The organism is Sorangium sp. So ce385 (genome assembly GCF_051474135.1).
Lineage (GTDB): Bacteria > Myxococcota_A > Polyangia > Polyangiales > Polyangiaceae > Sorangium > Sorangium cellulosum_D.
Window position 1 is genome coordinate 7,734,657 of sequence record NZ_CP150337.1, and the last position, 17,895, is coordinate 7,752,551.

Below are 17,895 nucleotides of genomic sequence, written 5' to 3' on the forward strand. Positions count from 1 at the left end.
TCGAGGGCAGTATCAACGCTTGTCCTGCAAGGCAGGCGGGCTCGTGCAGGGCTCGTCCCTCGGGCGCGCCGACCCGAACGTGAGCCGGAAGTTTCCGCCTGGGTCGTCCAGACGAGGCGCGACATCGTCGCGGTGAATCGCTAACATCGCTGCGGGAGTTCACCCATGTCGCGGATCGGCGGCATCGTCTCGACGCGCGCTCGTCGCGGACGAACCGAGGAGAGCTGACGTGAAACATGAACAGGGTCTCTGGAAGCTCTCGTGTTCGGCGCTCGCCGTCCTGTCGATGGCTCGCCGGGAAGACCAAGCCGATCACGCTCGACTCCGATGCAGCGAAGTCGAACGCACGTGGATGCACGAGCTCGCGACCCAATGCGACGCGGCCATGGCCGCCATCCCCCCGAACAAGAGGGTCGACACCGGCGTCGACGTGATCGACGAGCAAAACGTCGCGGAGCTCGAGGCCAGGCTCGTCGAGCTGAAGAGGTAGCGCGACCCCGGCGGCGCGAGCGGCGGCCCCGCCGCCCCCGAGCCCCCTCCCGCACATGACATTCGCCCCCGCTCCGCTCCCCCTGCCCGACCCTCCCCCGCTGCTCGCGATGCGCGGGATCGTCAAGCGCTTCCCGGGCGTCACCGCGCTCGCCGGCGTCTCCCTCACCCTGCGCGCCGGCGAGGTGCTCGCGATCGTCGGGGAGAACGGCGCGGGCAAGAGCACGCTCATGAAGATCCTCGGCGGGGCGTTCGCCCCCGACGAGGGGCAGATCGCCATCGACGGCGCGCCCGTCGCGCTGCGCGGGGTGCGCGACGCGAGGCGCCTCGGCGTCGCGCTGATCCACCAGGAGCTGATGCTCGCGCCGAACCTCGACATCGCCGCGAACATCTTCCTCGGCAACGAGGGGTCGCGCGGCCTCCTGGCCCCGCTCCGGCGCGACGCGCTCCGCGCGGGGGCGGCGGCGCTGATGAGGCGCGTCGGCCTCTCGCTGCCAGAGACGACGCCCGTCTCGGCGCTCACCGCGGGGCAGATGCAGATGGTCGAGATCGCCAAGGCGCTCTCCGTGAACGCGCGCATCATCCTCATGGACGAGCCGACGTCCTCGCTCACCGCGGCCGAGTCGCGGGAGCTCTTCGCGATCGTCGAAAGGCTCCGCGCCGAGGGGATCGGCGTCCTCTACATCTCCCACCGCATGGACGACGTGATGCGCCTCGCCGACCGGATCGCCGTGCTGCGCGACGGCAGGCACGTCGGCGACGTCCCGCGGGCCGAGGCGACGCACGACAGGATCGTCGCGATGATGGTCGGGCGGGAGCTCAGCGGCCGCTACTTCCCGGAGAAGCGCGAGCGCCCGCCGCGCGAGCCCGCGCTCGAGGTGCGCGACCTGCTCGTGCCCGGCGCCCCCGCGGGCGTGAGCTTCACCGCGCTCCGCGGCGAGATCCTCGGGTTCGCGGGGCTCGTCGGCTCCGGGCGCACCGAGCTGATGCAGGCCATCTTCGGGGCGACCCGGGCGCTCGGCGGCGCGATGACGCTCGCGGGAGCGCCCTACCTGCCGCGCTCCACGCGCGACGCCATCGACCGCGGCGTGTGCCTCGCGCCCGAGGATCGCAAGCGGCGCGGGCTCGTGCTCCCGATGACCCTCGTCGAGAACACGTCGCTGCCGAGCCTCGCCCGCTTCAGCCGCTTCGGGTGGCTCCGCCGCGACGCCGAGCGCCGCGCCGCGCGGGGCGAGGTGGACCGGCTCCGCATCAAGGCGAAGGGGCTCGATCAGCGGGCGGTGAACCTCTCCGGCGGCAACCAGCAGAAGGTCGTCCTCGGAAAATGGCTGTCGATGCGGCCCCGCGTGCTCATCCTGGACGAGCCGACCCGCGGCATCGACGTGGGCACCAAGGCCGAGATCTACCGGCACATGGCCGCGCTGGTCGACGAGGGGATGACCCTCCTGATGGTCAGCTCCGACATGGAGGAGATCCTCGGCATGAGCGACCGCGTCGTCGTCCTGCACGAGCGGCGGATCACGGGCGTGCTCCCGCGCGAGGGGCTGACCCAGGAGCGCATCGCCGCGCTGATGACGGGGCGCGCGGGCGCCGCGGGAGGCGAGGAGACTGTATGAAGCGTGAGCTGGGCATGGGCCTCGTGCTCGTCCTGATGTGCGCGGGGCTCTGGATCTCGAACCCCGACTTCCTCGGGCAGTCCAACGTCGTCAACACGGCCCGGCAGATCTCGATGCTCGGCATCTTCGCCATGGGCATGGGGATCGTCATCATCACCGGCGGCATCGACCTGTCGATCGGCTCGGTCATCGGCCTGACGGGCGTCCTGCTCGCCAAGCTCTCGTCGTCCGGGATGGGGTGCCTGGGCTACCCGCTCTGGGTCGGCGTGCCGGTCGCGCTCTCCGCCGCCGTGCTGGTGGGGCTCGCGCAGGGGCTTCTCATCACGCGGCTCAAGCTGCAGCCGTTCGTCGTCACGCTCGGCGGCATGCTGCTCGTCCGCGGCGTGTCGCAGTCGGTGGCCGAGGGCGGCACGCTGAGCTTCGGCGACTCGCCGTTCCTCCGCCTCGCGAACGGCGGGCTCCTGCACGTCCGCGGCGACGCGCTGATCCCCTACCCGCTCGTCATCTTCCTCGCCGTCCTCGCGGCCGGCGCCTACGTCCTGCACTTCACCGTGCTCGGGCGCTACATGGTCGCGATCGGCGGCAACCGCGAGGCCGCCGAGTACTCCGGCATCGACGTGAGCCGGGTCGAGGTCCTCACCTACGTGATCTCGTCGGCGACGGGCGGCATCGCCGGCGTCTGCTACGCGTCCTACATCGGCCAGATGTCCCAGCAGGTCGGCATGGGCTACGAGCTCTACGCGATCGCCGCCGTCGTGCTCGGCGGCTGCTCGCTGCGCGGCGGCGAGGGCAGCGCGCTCGGGATCCTCATCGGCTCGGCCATCATGCGGGTCATCGACAACGGCATCAACATGTTCCAGATCCGCTACACCGACGACGGCGTGCGGCGCATCTGGCGCCTCGATCCGAACTGGACGTTCATCATCATCGGCGCCGTCATCCTCATCGCGGTCGTCTTCGACCAGGCGGTGCACCTCGTCCAGGAGCAGCGGCGCGCGCGGCGCGCGCGGCACGCCGAGGAGAGCGCCGCGCCGCCGCGCCCGTTCGAGGCGCCCCCCACCGCCGGGGCCGGGTAGCCGCGACTCGCCGCGCGGCGGCGCGCCGGTCCGCGCCGGTCCGCGCCGGCTAGGGCGACACGGCCGCGCCGAAGCGCTCGTCGCTCATGCCGTCCGCGCCCTGCAGGGAGGCCTGCGCCGCGTCGCCGAGGCTGCCGCCGAGGTAGACGAGCACCTCCCTGCCGCCGCCGAAGGCCACGACAACGTCGCCGAGCCCATCGCGGTTGAAGTCGCCGGCGCGCGAGATCTGCGTCTCCGCCGTGCCCCCGTACCGCGGGTTCATGGCGGCGTCGGGCTCGGTGTCGGGGCTCTCTCCGCCGCGGAACACGTACGCCTTGCCCGCGAAGCCGACCTCCGGCGCGCCCACCAGCATCTCGGCGAAGCCGTCCCCGTCGAGGTCGCCGCTCGACGACACCGTCTGACCGAACCGATCGGACGCCGCTTCGCCGTGGAGCTCCAGGTCGGGGGTCGTGTCGAACGCCTCCCCCGGCCCGCCGAGGAACAGGAAGGCCGCGCTCCTCATCGGGTCTCCCACGAGGAGATCGGCGAAGCCGTCCCCGTTGACGTCGCCCGCGCCCACCGCGCGCCCGAGCTCGCCCTCGCCCACGAGGAGGCCGTCTGGCACCGTGTCGAGCGCGCCGTCCGAGGCGAGATAGACATAGACGCGCTGGCTGCCAGGCGCCCCGACGGCGATGTCCGAGAAGCCATCTCCGTTGAAGTCCGCCGAGGCGACCGAGGCGCCGAACTCGCTCGCGCTCTGCACCCCCGTGAACATCGCGTCAGCGACCGTGTCGAAGGCCTCGGGGCCGCCCAGGTACACATACGCGCTCCCGGGCTCGATGTGATCGGGGCCGCCTCCCGGCGCGCCGATCACGAGATCCGCGTAGCCATCTCCGTTGATGTCCCCGGAGGCCAGCGCGTGGCCGAACCTGCGGTCATCGCCCGGCAAGCTCCCTGACATGTCCGGCTCCAGCGTCCACGTCGCCGGCTCGGACGAGCTCCCGAAGATCACGCGGACCATCCCCTTGCTGTCTGCGAACGTCGTGCCTGCGACCACGGCGTCGGCGAAGCCATCGCCGTTCACGTCCGCGGTCGCCACGGCGCCGCCGAAGCCCGCCGCCTCGATGGCGCCACCGGTCCTGGGGCTCACCGCGGCCAGGATCCCATCCTGCGCCGGATCGACGCTGTCGCCCGCGCCGCCCAGGAACACGTAGGCGGCCCCGCAAGGGATGTACCCCGGGATCGCGTAGTGGGGCGCGCCCACGAGGATGTCGTCGAAGGCGTCGCCGTTGAGATCGTGATGGCCCCGCCCCACGTTGATCCACCGGACCGCGGACGGCTCGGAGCAGGCGCCGGCCGAGCACGCGCGGACGCGCCAGTAGACCCGGCGGCCCACCGGGGGCTCCGCGGAGCCCTCCAGATCGGCGGCCGGCTGCCAGCGTGTCGCCGCCGTCGTCTCGGTCGCGAGGAGGGCGGAGAACGAGGGATCTCCGCTGAGCTCGAGGGCGTACTCGACGCTTTCCCCCGCGGGCGACGCCGACGCCTCCCAGACGAACGTGGGCCTCCGGGTGTCGGGCACGAGCATCGAGCCGACCGGGCCATCCTGGACCGGCAGCCGCGGGACCGGCGTCGACGGAGCAAGCCGCCCTCCGTCGCCCCCGTCGCCCCCGTCGCCCCCGCCGCCGCCGCTCCCGGCGCTGCCGCCGCCGCCGGCGCTCGTCGCGCTGCCGCCGCCGCCCGGACCGGGGTCGCGGGTCACGTCCTCGATCCCGAGGAGATCGGCGCATCCGAGGAAGAGGGTCGCGAGCGCGATGCCCAGGGGAAAAGAGCTCCGCATCCCCGCGAGGGTACGCGAGCCGCGAGGGGCGACAAGAAGAACTGGCGCCCTGCGCGCGCGGCGCGCCGACGTCGATCGCCGATCGTCGACACGCGCGGACCTCACGACTATCGTCGCCGCCCGCGAGGAGCGGCTCATGAGAAGGACTTATCGTATCTTGCTCGCGCTTCAGGTCTCCGCGCTGGGCGCGGGCTGCGGCGACGAGGCCGCCGGGGACGGCGGACAGCCCGTGACGATGCCGTGCTATCCGCCGGATCGCGCGGTGGCCGAAGGCGACCCGGACGCGCTGTACGCGGCCAGCGACATCCCGCGCTTCGACTTCCGGCTCCGCGACGAGGTCTGGGCGGCGCTCCAGGCGAACGCCCGCGATGAGGAGTACGTCGAGGCGGAGGCGTGCTACCGGGGCAGCAGCCTGGGCCTCGTGGGCCTGCGCTTCAAGGGAGGCTACGGCACCCTCGAGATGTGCTTCGAGGAGCGGGAAGAGCTCCCCTGCCCGAAGCTCAGCATGAAGGTGAAGTTCGACGAATACGTCGACGAACAGCGCTTCTACCGGCAAAAGCGCCTGAACTTTCATGCCATGATGCGCGACCCCACGAAGCTCCACGAGCGGATCACCTATGGTCTCTACCGGGACATGGGCGTGGTCGCCCCGAGGAGCGCGTGGGCCACGCTGCACGTGAACGGCGAGCCGCTGGGCCTCTTCGCGATGGTGGAGGAGATCGACGGTCCCTTCACGGAGAACCGGTTCCCCGAGGATCCCGACGGCAAGCTCTACAAGGCAGCCTGGCCGATCACGAAGGAGCCCGGCTACTACGACGAGCGGATCGAGACCAACGAGGAGGGCGCCTCGCACGCGCGGTTCATCGCGTTCGCGGGCGACCTCGCGTCCGCCGAGGGCGCGGACCGCCTCGCCGCGCTGTCGACGTGGACCGACGTCGCGGAGCTGCAGCGCTACATGGCCGTCGACGACGCGATCCTGAACTTCGACGGGATCACGACCTTCTACGTCGACGACGCGGGCTCGGCCGAGAACCACAACTTCTTCTTCTACGAAGAGCCGTCCTCGGGCACGTTCCGCCTCGTCCCGTGGGATCTCGACAACACCCTGAGCTGGGGCAGCTTCCAGTTCTTCGGCGAGGTGCCGCACTGGACGGAGACGCCGGCGATGTGCCCCGCGGACTTCGAGGTGTACCAGGGCAAGGAGCAGGTGCGCGCGCCCGGCTGCGACGTGCTGTTCAGCGCCCTGAGCCAGGATCTCGCCGGCTACCGGAGCGCCGTCCGGGAGCTGCTCGACGGCCCCTTCAGCGAGGGCCGGCTGGAGGAGCAGGTGGACCGCTACGTGGGGCTCATCCGCGCTGCCGTCGAGGAAGACCCGTTCGGGCCCGCCCCGGAGGCGTGGCGCTCGGACGTCGCGATCCTCAAGGGCGACCTGTCGCTGATGCGAGGCCGCATGAAGGCCCTGCTCGGCGCCGCGGAGCGCGGCGACTGACGGGCGCCCCGCGCGGGCGGCGCTCAGGGCGCCTGGCAGGAGACGCGGTGGATCGGCGCCTCGTCCCCTTCGCCGATCGTCACGTAGTCCCACCCGCCCGGCAGCCAGGCGATCCCCTCCCCCTGATCCTCGTCGGCCGCCGGCATGTCGCACGGCGGGCCGGTCAGCGCCTGCGCGACCGTCTGGTCAGGCGCCATCGGATAGAAGAAGACGTGCGAGTACGTGCGGAGCAGCACGCCGGCGCCGTCCGCGCGCACGTCGCCGCCCGTGAACAGCCGGCTCCCGACCGGCGCGGCGATCGAGCCCGCGCCGACGAGCGTCGCCGTCTGGCCGGCGGCGGGCCGCGTCGAGAGCTCGTAGACCCCGGCGCTCTCCTTCTTCTTCTTCACCTTCGTCACCACCGTGATCGCCCCGGTGACCGGGTGGACCAGCAGCGCCTCCGCGTTGTGGCTCCCGTCGGGGTACGCGAGCGAGATCACCTCCGCCGCCACCGCGCGCTGAGCGCCGCCGAGCGCGGCCGGCTCCCTCACCTCGTAGAGCGCGTAGCCGTCGCGCTCCCGGTCGTTGTCGCCGATGTCCCCGAACCAAAGGCAGCTCCCCCCGCCCGCGCTGCACGGGCCCCGCGCGGCGCCCTCCCAGTCGACCGCGCGCGCGCCCGCCACCTCGACCTCGCCCCGCAGCGCGCCGTCAAGCCCGATCGCAAAGAAGCGCGGGCGGTCGCCGGAATCGTTGTGGAGGTACAGCGTGTCCGGGTGCACCGCACCGGCGACCACACCGGAGCACTCGTCCAGATCGCCGCGCGGCAGCGCGCCGACCCGCGCGGCCCCGCCGCAGCGGGGGCAGCCCGCGGTCCGCACCGCCCCCGCCGCCGCCGACGGCGCCCCCGAGCCCTGGCAGCCCGCGGCGAGCAGCGCCGCCGCGAGCCCGAGCCGCGCAAGCCACCCCGCTGTAGCTTTGCCACTCGAATGCAACGCGCGAGGATACCGGGGAGATATCGAGAGCTTGCGCAGGATTCCGCTTGCGGCATTCGGCGGCGGCTGTGTCATTATCGCGTGGATACCGTAACAAATCCGCGACGCATGCAGCGGCGCGACGCAACCCACCCGGGCGCCTGCCCCTGACCCCTGGCGATCGAGGAGGCCGTCATCCTGGACGTCATCGAACGCTACGAGTTCAAGTACCTGGTGCCGGAGCGGCTCGTCCCGGCGATCCGGGCCACGGCGCGGTCCGTCGGCCGGGCGGACAAGTACGCGAACGAGGACGGCTCGTACCGCATCCGCTCGCTCTACTTTGACACGCGCGGGCACGATCTCTACTGGGCCAACGCCCGGGAGCAGCGGGACCGCTTCAAGGTGCGGGCGCGCACGTACCCCGGCAAGAAGAGCCCCGTCTTCCTCGAGGTGAAGCGGCGCGTCCAGGATGTCATCATCAAGTCGCGCGCGTGCGTGCCCGCGGACGAGTGGCGGGCGCTCGTCGAGCGCGGCAGCCCCGCCGCGCTGGAGCGGCTCCCGCCGGGCGTGCGCAAGGGCGCCGAGAAGTTCATCGGCGCGATCCACCGCCACGATCTCCGGCCCACGATGCTCGTCGACTACGAGCGCGAGGCGTACGAGAGCACGCTCGACAGGTACGCGCGCATCACGTTCGACCGGAGGGTCGTCTGCCAGCGCAAGGAAGCGCTGGATCTCGAGGCGTCCGATCGGGGGTGGCGCCCCGTCGACCACCCGGTCCAGACGAACACGCACGAGCCCGTCTGCGTCCTCGAGCTCAAGTTCGAGCGCAGGCCGCCCGCGTGGATGGTGGCGCTCGTGCGTCGCCTCGAGCTCGTCCGGCGCTCGTTCTCCAAGTACTGCTACAGCGTCAACGCGCAGCTGATGCTGCCGGACGTGCGCGCGGCCCGGCTCGAGGGAGGGCCGCTGCTATGACCGAGTGGCTGACGATGCTCACGCACGGCGAGGCCGTCGAGTGGCGCAGGGCGCTCATCTCCCTCCTCGTCGCCTTCGGGCTCACGCAGGGCATCGCCGGCGTCTACATGCTCACGTTCCGCGGCCTCTCGTACTCGCGGACCGTCGTCCAGAGCATGGCGCTCGGCAGCATCATCACGTGCACGCTGATGCTCGCCGTCGGCAACAACATCGCCGCCGGCATCGGCATCGCGGGCGGCGTCACCGCGATCCGGTTCCGCACCACGATGCGCGATCCGCGCGACGTCGTGTTCGTCTTCGCCTCGCTCGCCATCGGCATGGCGAGCGGCGCGCAGGCCTACGGCGCGGCGATCGCGGGGGCGGCGATGTTCGCGGGCGCGACGCTCATGCTCCACGTCACCGGCTACGGGTCGCGCCGGCAGCCCGACGGGCTGCTCCGGTTCGTCGCGCCGGCCGGGCAGGCCGGCGCGGAGCTCGCCGGCGCGATCGCGGGCGTCCTCCGCGAGCACTGCGGCTCCTTCTCGCTCGTCACCCTGCGCGAGGCGGCGCAGGGCACCGTCATGGAGCACGCTTACCAGATCAGCGTGCGCCACCCGGAGCTCCGGGCGCGCCTCGTGACGAGCCTTCAAGCGCTCCCCGGAGTGGAGGACGTGAGTCTGATGCTCCAGGAGCCGACGCTGGACCTCTAGCCATGCATCTCTGGCGAATCCGATCCGCGCTCTCCTCCGCGACCCCCGCGCTCACGATGCTGGGCACGCTCGGCCTCGCGGCGTGGCTGAGCCGCTCCTCCAGCCCGAGCGACGGCATCCTCGCCTTCGCGCAGGCCGACACCGAGATGGTGGCCACGGTCGAGGTCGGGCGGGTGGCCTCGATCGAGGTCGACGTCGGCGACGTGGTCGCGCCGGGTCAGGTGATCGTCGCGCTCGACAGCGGCGCGATCGACGCGGAGCTCGCGGTGGCGCGCGCCGAGGAGGCGCGCCTCCGGGCGATGATCCCCGCGGAGCACGCGCGGCTCGATCAGGAGATCGGGGCGAGCGTCGAGGAGCTGAAGCTCGAGCTCGCGCGCGAGGTCGAGGAGCAGCGCCGCGCGCGCGCCGAGGGCGAGGTGCTCGCCAGCGAGATCTCCCGGGTGAAGAAGCTGATCGAGGACAAGCAGGCGAGCCACGACGCCCTGGGCTCGCTCGACGTGCAGCGCGCGGGCGTCGAGGCGATCGCGACCGAGAAGCCCCGCACCATCCAGCTCCTGCGCGCGCAGATCGCGGCGGCCGAGGAGCGCCGGAAGAGGCTCCTCCAGCAGGCGGGCCCGGAGACCGCGCAGATCGAGGCGGATCTCGCGGTGGCGCGGCGGGACATCGAGCAGCTCGAGGTCCGGCGCGCCCAGCACACGCTGCGCGCGGCGCACGGCGGGCGCGTCTCCGCGGTGCGCAAGCGGCCGGGCGACGTCGCCGTGGCAGGCGACCCGATCGTCGAGATCGCCAGCGCGCCCGGGCGGGTCATCGCCTGCGTCCCGGAGCGCGCGGCGCTCCACGTCGAGGCGGGCGACGCCGCGACGATCTGGGCGCGCGGCCAGGACGGCGCGCCGCTCACGGGCCGGGCCGTCACGGTCGGGCCGGTGGTGGGCCAGCTGCCGCTCCGCTGCTGGACGGATCTGAACGTGCCGGTGTGGGGCCGCGAGGTCACGATCGCGCTGGATCACCCGGTCGAGCTGCTCGCCGGCCAGGCGTTCGACGTCGCCTTCACGCGCGGGGCGGCCCCGCCCCCCGCGCCGCCGGCCCCCGGCGCGCCGGTCGCCGCTGCGGCGCAGGGCGCGCCCGCGGCGGCGCCGCCGGCCGGGGCCGCCGACACGATCCGCATGGCGGTGCCGGCGGCGCTGCGGCAGCGGTCGCGCTTCGAGCCGTCCGGCGTCCTGCCCCGGCCCGCGGAGGGGCGGTACCTCCTCGTCAGCGACGACACGGGCCACAAGGACGCGGAGGACGAGGGCGTGCCCTGGCTGTTCGCGATGTCGGCGGCCGGCGCCGTCGATCCGGAGCCGGTGCCGGTGCTCGGCGTCAAGGAGCTCGCGGACATCGAGTCGATCACCGCCGGCGACGGGGGCGACGTGTACCTGCTCTCGTCGCAGGGCTACAGCGCGAAGGGCAAGCGCAAGAAGGCGCGCACCGCGCTGCTCCGGCTGAAGCAGGATGGCCGCGGCTTCCGCGTCGACGCCGAGGCCTACCTCGCGGAGCTGCTCGACGCGGCGGGCCCCGCGGCCCTCGCGGAGCTCGGGCTGCCGGGCGGCACGCGCCCGCTCGAGATCGAGGGCATGGCCTACCGGGACGGCGCGCTCTACTTCGGGCTGAAGTCGCCGCTCGACGCCGAGGGCAACGCGCTCATCTGGAGGCTCGGCGCGCCGCGCGCGCTCCTCGAGGGGCGGCGGCTCGAGGGCGCCGGCCTCTCGCTGTGGGCGCGCGCGCGCGTCGACGTCGAGCTCAACGGCGCGCCCACGCCGGGGGGGATCTCCGATCTGTGCTTCCTCCCGGACGGCTCGCTGGCGATCGCCTCGACCCCGTCCACCGCCGACGGCGCCGCGGGGTCGCTCTTCCACGTGCTGCGCCCCGAGGGCGGCCTCCTCTCGCCGAGCCTCGTGCGGCGCTTCCCCGGCCAGAAGCCGGAGGGCATCTCGCTCGCGCTGTCCCCCGGCAAGCTGATCGTCGTGTTCGACGCCGGCGCCGAGGCGCCCTCCTTCCTCGAGCTGCCGTGGCAGGGCTGAGCCCGCGCCGCGGCGCCGCCGTCGCCCCGAGAGCTCTCCACGAAACCCGTGAGGCATGAAGATCGCTGAGGTTTTCTCCCTTCGTCGCCGCCGCTCCTCCTCCTGCCCGCGCGCGAGGTCGCCGGTCTGGCCGTCGGTCGCGTGCCTCTCGCTCGCGGCCTGCGCGGCGCCCGCGCAGCTCAAGGGGTCGGAGCGCGCGATCGCGCTCTACCGCGAGTCGCGCGCGGCGGAGGCGCAGGCGGAGGCGCGCGGCGGCGCGGGCCTCGGGGCGGCGCGCCGCGCCGCGCCGCGCGAGCTCACCGCGGACGAGGCGGTGGCCATGGCCAAGGAGCGGAGCGCGACGCTCGCGATGATGCGCGCGCGCGAGGCCACGGCCCGGGCGCGCGTCGACGCCGACGCGGCGGGCACGTACCGGAACCCGGAGATCCGCGTCTCGCAGCTCCGGCTCGATCAGGTGCTCGATCACGAGCCGCGCCTCGCGGCGGGCGTCCGCATCCGCCCTCCCCGGCCCGGCGAGGCCGGCGCGGCCGCGGACGTCGCGCGCGCGGACGTCGACGTGGCGCGCGCGGAGACCCGGGTCTCCGAGCTCGAGCTCGAGGCCGAGGTCCGCTGGCTGTTCGACGACGTGCTGCTGCTCGACGCCGAGATCGAGGCGCTCGAGGCGGTCGCCGCGACGCGCCGCCGCCTCGCGGATCAGGAGCGGGCCCGGGTCAGCGCGTCGCAGGGGACCGCCGTCGATGAGGCGATGGCGGCGCTGTCGGCCGCGGTGGCCGAGGAGGACGGCGCGGCGCCGCGCGCGCGCCGCGAGGTCGCGCGCGCGGCGTTGCTCGAGCGCGTCGGCGTCGACCCCGCCGCGCCGGTCCGCCTCGTGGGCGAGCCGGTCGCGTCCGCGCCGCTGGTCGCCCTCGCGTCCGAGGAGGCGCTGATCGAGGCCGCGCTGAGGAACCGCCCGGAGATCGCGCTCGCGGCCGCCGAGATCGACGGCGCCGGCGCGGAGGGCGCGCTGGCGCGCGCGACGCGCTGGCCGTGGCTCTCGTTCATCGAGTTCGGCTACGAGTTCTCGCCCGCCACGCGCGATCCGCTGGGCTGGACGCTCGAGGCCGGGCTCGAGCTGCCGCTCTTCGACACGCGCGCGAGCGAGATCGCCGCCGCGGACGCCGGCGCGATCTCGGCGCAGCGCACGCTCGCCGCCGAGGTCCAGCGGGTCGCGCGCGAGGTGCGCGATCGCCTCCGGGAGGCGCGCGCGGCGGGGGCGCTCGTCGAGGAGTTCCGGGCGCGCGCGCTCCCGGCCGTCGAGCGCGCCGGGATCGAGGTCGCGCGCGCCCTCGAGAGCCGCCAGATCGACGCGGTGCGCGCGCTCAGCCTGGAGGAGCGGCGCGCCGCCGCGCAGGTCAAGCTCCTGAAGCTCGTGCGCGAGTACCGGACGGCCCTCGCCGAGCTGCGCGTCGTGGTCGGCGGCCCGCTCGACGGGCGCGCGCCGGCGGCCCGGCGCTGAGCCCCGGGCCCCGGCCGCGCTGCGGCGCGGGCCGGCGGCCCGGCGCCGGGCGCCGGGCGCCGGACTTCCTGTTCAGAGGGCCGCGCGCACCGCCGCCGCGCGGCGTGTCACGGCCAGGGGTTCGACGTGAAGCTCGCGGAGACGCCCCGGCTGTCCGTGGCCGTGAAGACGACCCGCGTGCCCGCGGGGACCTCCTTGCTGATGGCGTACTCGCCCTCGCCCCAGGACTGGGGCTCGAGCCTGTGCGTCGTGCTGTTCACCCGCGCCGTGACGCCGGTGATGCGGTATCCCGGCTCCACGACCTTCACCTGGATCCACCACCGGTTGACGTTCGGGGACACGGTGAACTGGAACCCCGAGGTCGTGGTGCCGCCGCCGGAGCCGCCGCCGCCGCCCGCGCCGCCGCCGCCGCCCGAACCGCCGCTGCCGCCCGTCCCGCTGCTGCTGCTGCTGCTCGTGCTGCTGCTGCTTCCGCCGCCCGAGCCGCCGGTGCCTTCCAGCATCCTCGCCTTGACCCACTTGCCCGACTCGGTGAGCTCCGAGTCCGGCCAGTTGCCGGTGGTCCTGGCGCCGGGGGTGAGCGCCGAGGCCGTCTCGTTCTTGTCGAACAGCGACCAGTTGGCCCAGCTGATCTTGTTGGCGTTCAGGAAGTTGATCCAGGTCTGGGACTCGTTGAGGTTGAGCCCGGTGTTCCCGGAGGCGTCGCAGGTGCCGAACTCGGTCACGAACAGGGCGAGGCCCTTGTCCATGGCCGTCCTCGCCTTGGCGCGCAGGCTCTCCTTGTGCGTGTTGGCGTAGAAGTGCAGCGTGTAAGCGATGTTGGAGAACCCGGTGATCGGGTCGTTCGCGGCGATGTCCACGTCCTGCGACCAGGTCGGCGTGCCGACGATGATCACGTTGTTCGAGCCCGCGCTGCGGATCGTGTTGATCACCTCGATCGCGTAGGGCTTGATCGTGCTCCAGGGCTCGTTGTCCGGCTCGTTGTAGATCTCGAAGAGGACGTTGGGCTGGTTCCCGTACGTCTGCGCCATCTCCCGGAAGAAGGCCTTGGCCTGCTCCTTGTGGTCCTGGGCGCTGTGATCGTGCCAGTCGATGATCACGTAGATGCCCCGGGCGATCGCCGCGTCGACGACGGTCTTCACCCGGTTCTTCTCGGCCGTCGGGTTCGTGAGGTACCCGCCCGACTCGACGCCCATCGCGGCGCGGACCACGGTCGCCCCCCAGCTGTCGGCGATCGAGTTGACGACGTTCGCGTTGTAGAACGAGCCGCCCCACTGGCTCCAGAACAGGCTCATGCCCCGCAGCTGGACCGGGGCGTTGTTCTGGTTCCGGAGCTCTTTGCCCACGATCTGGAGCCTGCCGTGCACGTCCACCGGCCTCGTGGAGGCCGCATACGACTGCTCTTCCGTGAGCTCGCCCTCGATCGCCTCGCCTTCGCCCGTGTCCAACGGCGCCACGCAGCCCGCGAGCGCGGCCGCCTGCGCCGCCGCGAAGCACAGCCCGAGCCGGAGGCCCGAGCCCGTCAACATCCCCCAAAGCGCGCTCTTCATCATCCCGTCCTCCCGGAGAGCCAGGGGCACGCAGCGCGCCGGAGCAAGAGAGCACCTCGCGAGCCGCTCTCCCGATCTCGCCGCGGCGCAAGGGAGGCCGACGGCCTGGGGTCCAGGCGCGAGCCGGCGCAGCGCGAAGAGAGGTGACGAGCGTCGCGGGGTCGGAGCGAGAGACGCCGACGCGCGATCGGTTCCTGGCTAAGTAACGTTGATAACGCCCGCTGCCCCGGAGACGACCTCCAGGCGCGGGAAACGAAGCATGAGCAGTCTATTAGCACATTCCCGTCGCACCTTGAAAGATCAATTTCCGAAGGGGCCTATATGCAACAGCGATGAATCTTTCTACCTCGTAGCCCACACTGCCGGGTCGGGGATTTCCGCACTGCGTCAAGACGTGGTGATCGCCCACACCGTGGGAAGGCGTGGTGATGGCCCACACGTAGAAACGCGTGGTGATGGCCCACACGTAGAAACGCGTGGTGATGGCCCGCACCACGTCACGTGCGATGACGGGCCGACGCTCCGCTCCTTGGCTTGGCTTGCCGCGCGCGCTGCGCTGGCTCCGCGGCAGCGATCTGCGCCTCGCTTGAGCGGGCCCCCGCGCAGTTGAGCAGCGCCTCGCGCAACGGCGCCGCTCGGGGCGGCGCGGCGCCGCGAAACGCCGGCTGGATCGCGCTGGTATGCCCGTTGCTCTTGTGACCTCCCGTGCAAGGCGGACGGGGGTGCTCCTGGGTGACAGGGCAGCTCCGTCGTCAGGTCGTGCGGCCGCGGACGGCCGCAATGGCAGGATGGGAGAGAGAGATGATCACGAATCTGAACCATGGGTCGCTCGGTCGTGGGTTCCGTTCTCTTCTGGCGCTGCTCCTCGCGGCGGCGGCGCCCGCGTGCGTCGCGGCGCCCGTGGAGGCGCCGATGGACGAGGGCATCGATGCGAGCGACGAGGCGCTGCGCTCGGGCGACGCCTCCGGCTGGGCCTTCTTCGATGGGACCCGGCTGCTCTCGGCGAGGTCGTTCAACTCGGCGGGCGGCGCGAACCACGTCGCGCTCTCGGGGGTCGGGGTGTACACGGTCACGTTCGACGACCTGGGCGGCAGCGGCGGCAACGTCCAGGTGAACTCGACGGGCGGAGAGGGCCAGCGGTGCAAGGTGTCCTCGTGGCAGACCGTCGACACGGCGCTCAAGGTCCATATCCGCTGCCACACGGCGGCCGGCGCGCCGACGAGCTCTCCGTTCGTCGTCTCCTATGCCCGCCTCGCGGGCGGCACCGCGGTCTCGAGCGCCGGCGCTTATCTCTTGATGAACCGGCCGACGGGCGGCGCGCTCTCCAGCGAGCACCAGTGGGGCGCGCCGGCGTCCGTCACGCGGACGAGCGCGGGCCGCTACACCATCACGCTCACCGGCAACGGAGCGGGCAAGAGCTCCGTGCTCGTGACGGCGGTCGGCGGCGGCCCCGAGTACTGCAAGCCGCTCACCTGGTCGAGCCCGTTCGGGAACACGAACATCGACGTGCTCTGCTTCGGCCAGGGCGGCGCGCCGGCGGACACGAGCTTCTCGCTCCGGTACCTCCGCGAGCCGCGCGAGGCCCCGTACGAGAGCGGCGGCTACGTGGTGGCGAACGAGCCGACGACGGCGGACTACACGCCGGCGAACCAGTACCACCGCATCACGTCCGAGTGCAACGACAGGACCGAGACCGTGGCCGTGCACCGGATCACGCCCGGGCGCTACCAGATCACGTATCCGGAGATGGGCGGCCTCGCGGGGCTCGCGCGCGGCGCGGCCCTGGCCACCGCGGTCGGGGCGGGCTCGGACTACTGCAACGTGGTCGGCTGGGAGCACCCCTCCGCGGATCCGGACGCGATCCGCGTCGGCGTCCGGTGCTTCGACGCGAGCGGGTTCCTCGTGGACGCGCGGTTCTCGCAGGCGTATTTCTCCGAGCTCTACCACATCTGCTGAGCGCCCCGCCGGCGCTCGCGGCGCTCCAGGCTGCGCGCGCCGGCGCTCGCGGCGCCCGTGTCGAGCGGCGCGCCGTGGGAACCTACCGCATCCGATCGACGCCGGCGCGCCGCGCGGGCAAGCGCGCCGGGTCGATCGGATGGCGGAGCGCCCGGTGGAGAGCTCTCACGGGCCGACCCCGCTTCCATTCGTTGCTTCTCCTTCGAAACCAACTACCCTGCCGGACGTCCGGCGGGCGGAGCTAGACGGATCCGTCCTGTGGGGCTGGGCGGCGGATGAACCGGCAGGCCAGAGGGACCATGAGCGCCAAGAACGAACGTCGACGGATGCGCCTCGAAGCCGAGCGGCGCGAAGAGAGGGAAAGTGCCACCACCACGCCGCGCGATCCGCACGATAGGACCTGGGGCTTCTTCGGCGTGGGCAGTTTGCAGGCACAGTTCCTTCGTCGCCCTTCGCGGCAAGCCGGTGTGTGTTACGAGATCCGCGGCGAGCTCGGCGGCCTGCGCCTCTTCCGCTCTGCCTCCGCCCCTGCGGGAGCCGATCTCGTGGTTGGTTACGACCAGATCGCGGCCAAGCCCGCAGCGCTGGGGCGGTTGCTCCGGAGCCTTGAGGAGCTGCGGCTCCCCGTGCGCCGTGAGCTCGAGTCGGTCGGAGTCCTCGACGGCGAGGTCCTCGAGGCGACCGTGTGCGGGGGTGTGCAAGCGATCGCCCGGTTCACGTGGCGGCGTGGGGCAGTACCGGACGGTTGGCAGCCGCTGGCAGAGCTCGTGGAGTCGTCCATCGCGGAGTTCGACGCGCTCGATATCGCCAACGATGAAAGTCCTCATTCATAGATTCCGGGCCGGCCGCGCAAACCACCGCAGTGCGTTTCTGGCTCAAGGGCCTCGACGGTGGCGCGCGACGTCGCTGACGACCCGTCGCAGCGGACGATGACGTCGCTGCGCGCCGCCCTCCCCGCCGAACCGGATCGGTGACGGCGAGGGCGGCGCCGAAGCCCAGGCGATCGGTCGGCTGCTCGGGCTGCCGGCGCACCAGAGGGGTGATCGAGCTTGGCTCGAACGTCGCGCCCGGCGCTCGCGTCGACGCGCTGACGGAGCCCTGTCGCTCGCCCTCCGGCGTCGTCGGCGCGGCAGGCCCGCGCCGCAACGCGTCGGTGTGGCCGGGGGCGGTGACGCGAGCATGACGCTCGAAGGCGCGGTCGCGCCATGCCACCACCTCCGGTCCCCGCCGAACGCGGACCTCGCGCCCGCCGACGAGCACCGCGCGCCAATTTTGGATTGACGCCCGTCATGTGAACGTTCACATTCGGCGCTCCGGATCTTCATTTGTTGAAGCGAGCGCTCCGCGCTGGCGTGACGCAACCAGAGGGGCACTCGTTGAGTGCGCCATGGGACAAGACGCCCGTCCGCGCCGCACCTGGTTCGTACCTCTCGTGGCTTGGATGTGACCCGAGGAGAGCGCCCATGTCGTCCAGCGTTGGCTCTGTGAGCTCCAATTGCCTTCACCATCGCTCGCGTTGGCTGCCACCGCTCTTGGGCGGCTTGGGCCTCTGCGCCGCTCTCAGCCTCGGCTGCAGCGACGACGGCCACGCTGGCGGATCAGCCTCCGGTGAAACCTCGGCGAGCGGCACCGGCGGTGGCGCCGCTTCCGGTGGCACGAGCAGCGGCGATGCAGCTGGCAGCGGCGGGGGGACCGACGGCACGGGCGGAGCGGGCTCGGTTGGAACGGGCGGCGCCG

General features: G+C 72.7%; 12 protein-coding genes. 9 read left to right on the top strand and 3 right to left on the bottom strand.

What is annotated here, in order from left to right:
- The first annotated feature begins 545 nt into the window (after window positions 1-545).
- Entirely contained in the window at window positions 546-2,105 is a 1,560-nt protein-coding gene (locus WME83_RS28030; RefSeq protein WP_437312760.1) for a sugar ABC transporter ATP-binding protein, read from the top strand.
- Window positions 2,102-3,181: an ABC transporter permease gene (locus tag WME83_RS28035; protein WP_437312761.1), complete on the top strand. Its 1,080-nt coding sequence runs from the start codon at window positions 2,102-2,104 to the stop codon at window positions 3,179-3,181. The genes WME83_RS28030 and WME83_RS28035 overlap by 4 nt, the downstream gene beginning before the upstream one ends.
- Window positions 3,182-3,230: 49 nt before the next feature.
- Here WME83_RS28035 and WME83_RS28040 read toward each other — a convergent pair whose 3' ends face one another.
- Window positions 3,231-4,997, bottom strand: a complete 1,767-nt coding sequence (locus WME83_RS28040) for an FG-GAP-like repeat-containing protein (RefSeq protein WP_437312762.1) — start codon at window positions 4,995-4,997, stop codon at window positions 3,231-3,233.
- Window positions 4,998-5,133: 136 nt separating this feature from the next.
- Here WME83_RS28040 and WME83_RS28045 point away from each other — a divergent pair, with 136 nt between their 5' ends.
- Window positions 5,134-6,486, top strand: coding sequence for a CotH kinase family protein (locus WME83_RS28045; protein WP_437312763.1), 1,353 nt, complete (start codon window positions 5,134-5,136; stop codon window positions 6,484-6,486).
- 23 nt (window positions 6,487-6,509) lie between these two features.
- Here WME83_RS28045 and WME83_RS28050 read toward each other — a convergent pair whose 3' ends face one another.
- Window positions 6,510-7,457 (bottom strand): hypothetical protein, encoded by a 948-nt coding sequence (locus WME83_RS28050; RefSeq protein ID WP_437312764.1) that lies wholly within the window; start codon window positions 7,455-7,457, stop codon window positions 6,510-6,512.
- Window positions 7,458-7,643: 186 nt separating this feature from the next.
- On the opposite strand from WME83_RS28050, the gene WME83_RS28055 reads away from it, so the two are divergent.
- From WME83_RS28055 to WME83_RS28070, 4 genes are read left to right on the top strand one after another with little or no spacing between them, the layout of a single operon-like run.
- Window positions 7,644-8,408 (top strand): polyphosphate polymerase domain-containing protein, encoded by a 765-nt coding sequence (locus WME83_RS28055; RefSeq protein WP_437322052.1) that lies wholly within the window; start codon window positions 7,644-7,646, stop codon window positions 8,406-8,408.
- Window positions 8,405-9,097, top strand: a complete 693-nt coding sequence (locus tag WME83_RS28060) for a DUF4956 domain-containing protein (RefSeq protein WP_437312765.1) — start codon at window positions 8,405-8,407, stop codon at window positions 9,095-9,097. The genes WME83_RS28055 and WME83_RS28060 overlap by 4 nt, the downstream gene beginning before the upstream one ends.
- 2 nt (window positions 9,098-9,099) lie before the next feature.
- Window positions 9,100-11,157, top strand: a complete 2,058-nt coding sequence (locus WME83_RS28065; RefSeq protein WP_437312766.1) for an HlyD family secretion protein — start codon at window positions 9,100-9,102, stop codon at window positions 11,155-11,157.
- A 55-nt stretch (window positions 11,158-11,212) separates the two neighbouring features.
- Window positions 11,213-12,652, top strand: a complete 1,440-nt coding sequence (locus WME83_RS28070) for a TolC family protein (RefSeq protein WP_437312767.1) — start codon at window positions 11,213-11,215, stop codon at window positions 12,650-12,652.
- A gap of 107 nt (window positions 12,653-12,759) precedes the next feature.
- Here WME83_RS28070 and WME83_RS28075 read toward each other — a convergent pair whose 3' ends face one another.
- The gene (locus tag WME83_RS28075; RefSeq protein ID WP_437312768.1) at window positions 12,760-14,181 is read right to left on the bottom strand and encodes a glycoside hydrolase family 5 protein; all 1,422 of its coding nucleotides are present in this window, start codon (window positions 14,179-14,181) and stop codon (window positions 12,760-12,762) included.
- Window positions 14,182-15,003: 822 nt separating this feature from the next.
- Between WME83_RS28075 and WME83_RS28080 the strand changes: the two genes are divergently transcribed.
- Entirely contained in the window at window positions 15,004-16,158 is a 1,155-nt protein-coding gene (locus WME83_RS28080) for a hypothetical protein (RefSeq protein ID WP_437312769.1), read from the top strand.
- Window positions 16,159-16,457: 299 nt separating this feature from the next.
- Window positions 16,458-16,991 (top strand): hypothetical protein, encoded by a 534-nt coding sequence (locus WME83_RS28085; RefSeq protein ID WP_437312770.1) that lies wholly within the window; start codon window positions 16,458-16,460, stop codon window positions 16,989-16,991.
- Window positions 16,992-17,895 lie beyond the last annotated feature (904 nt).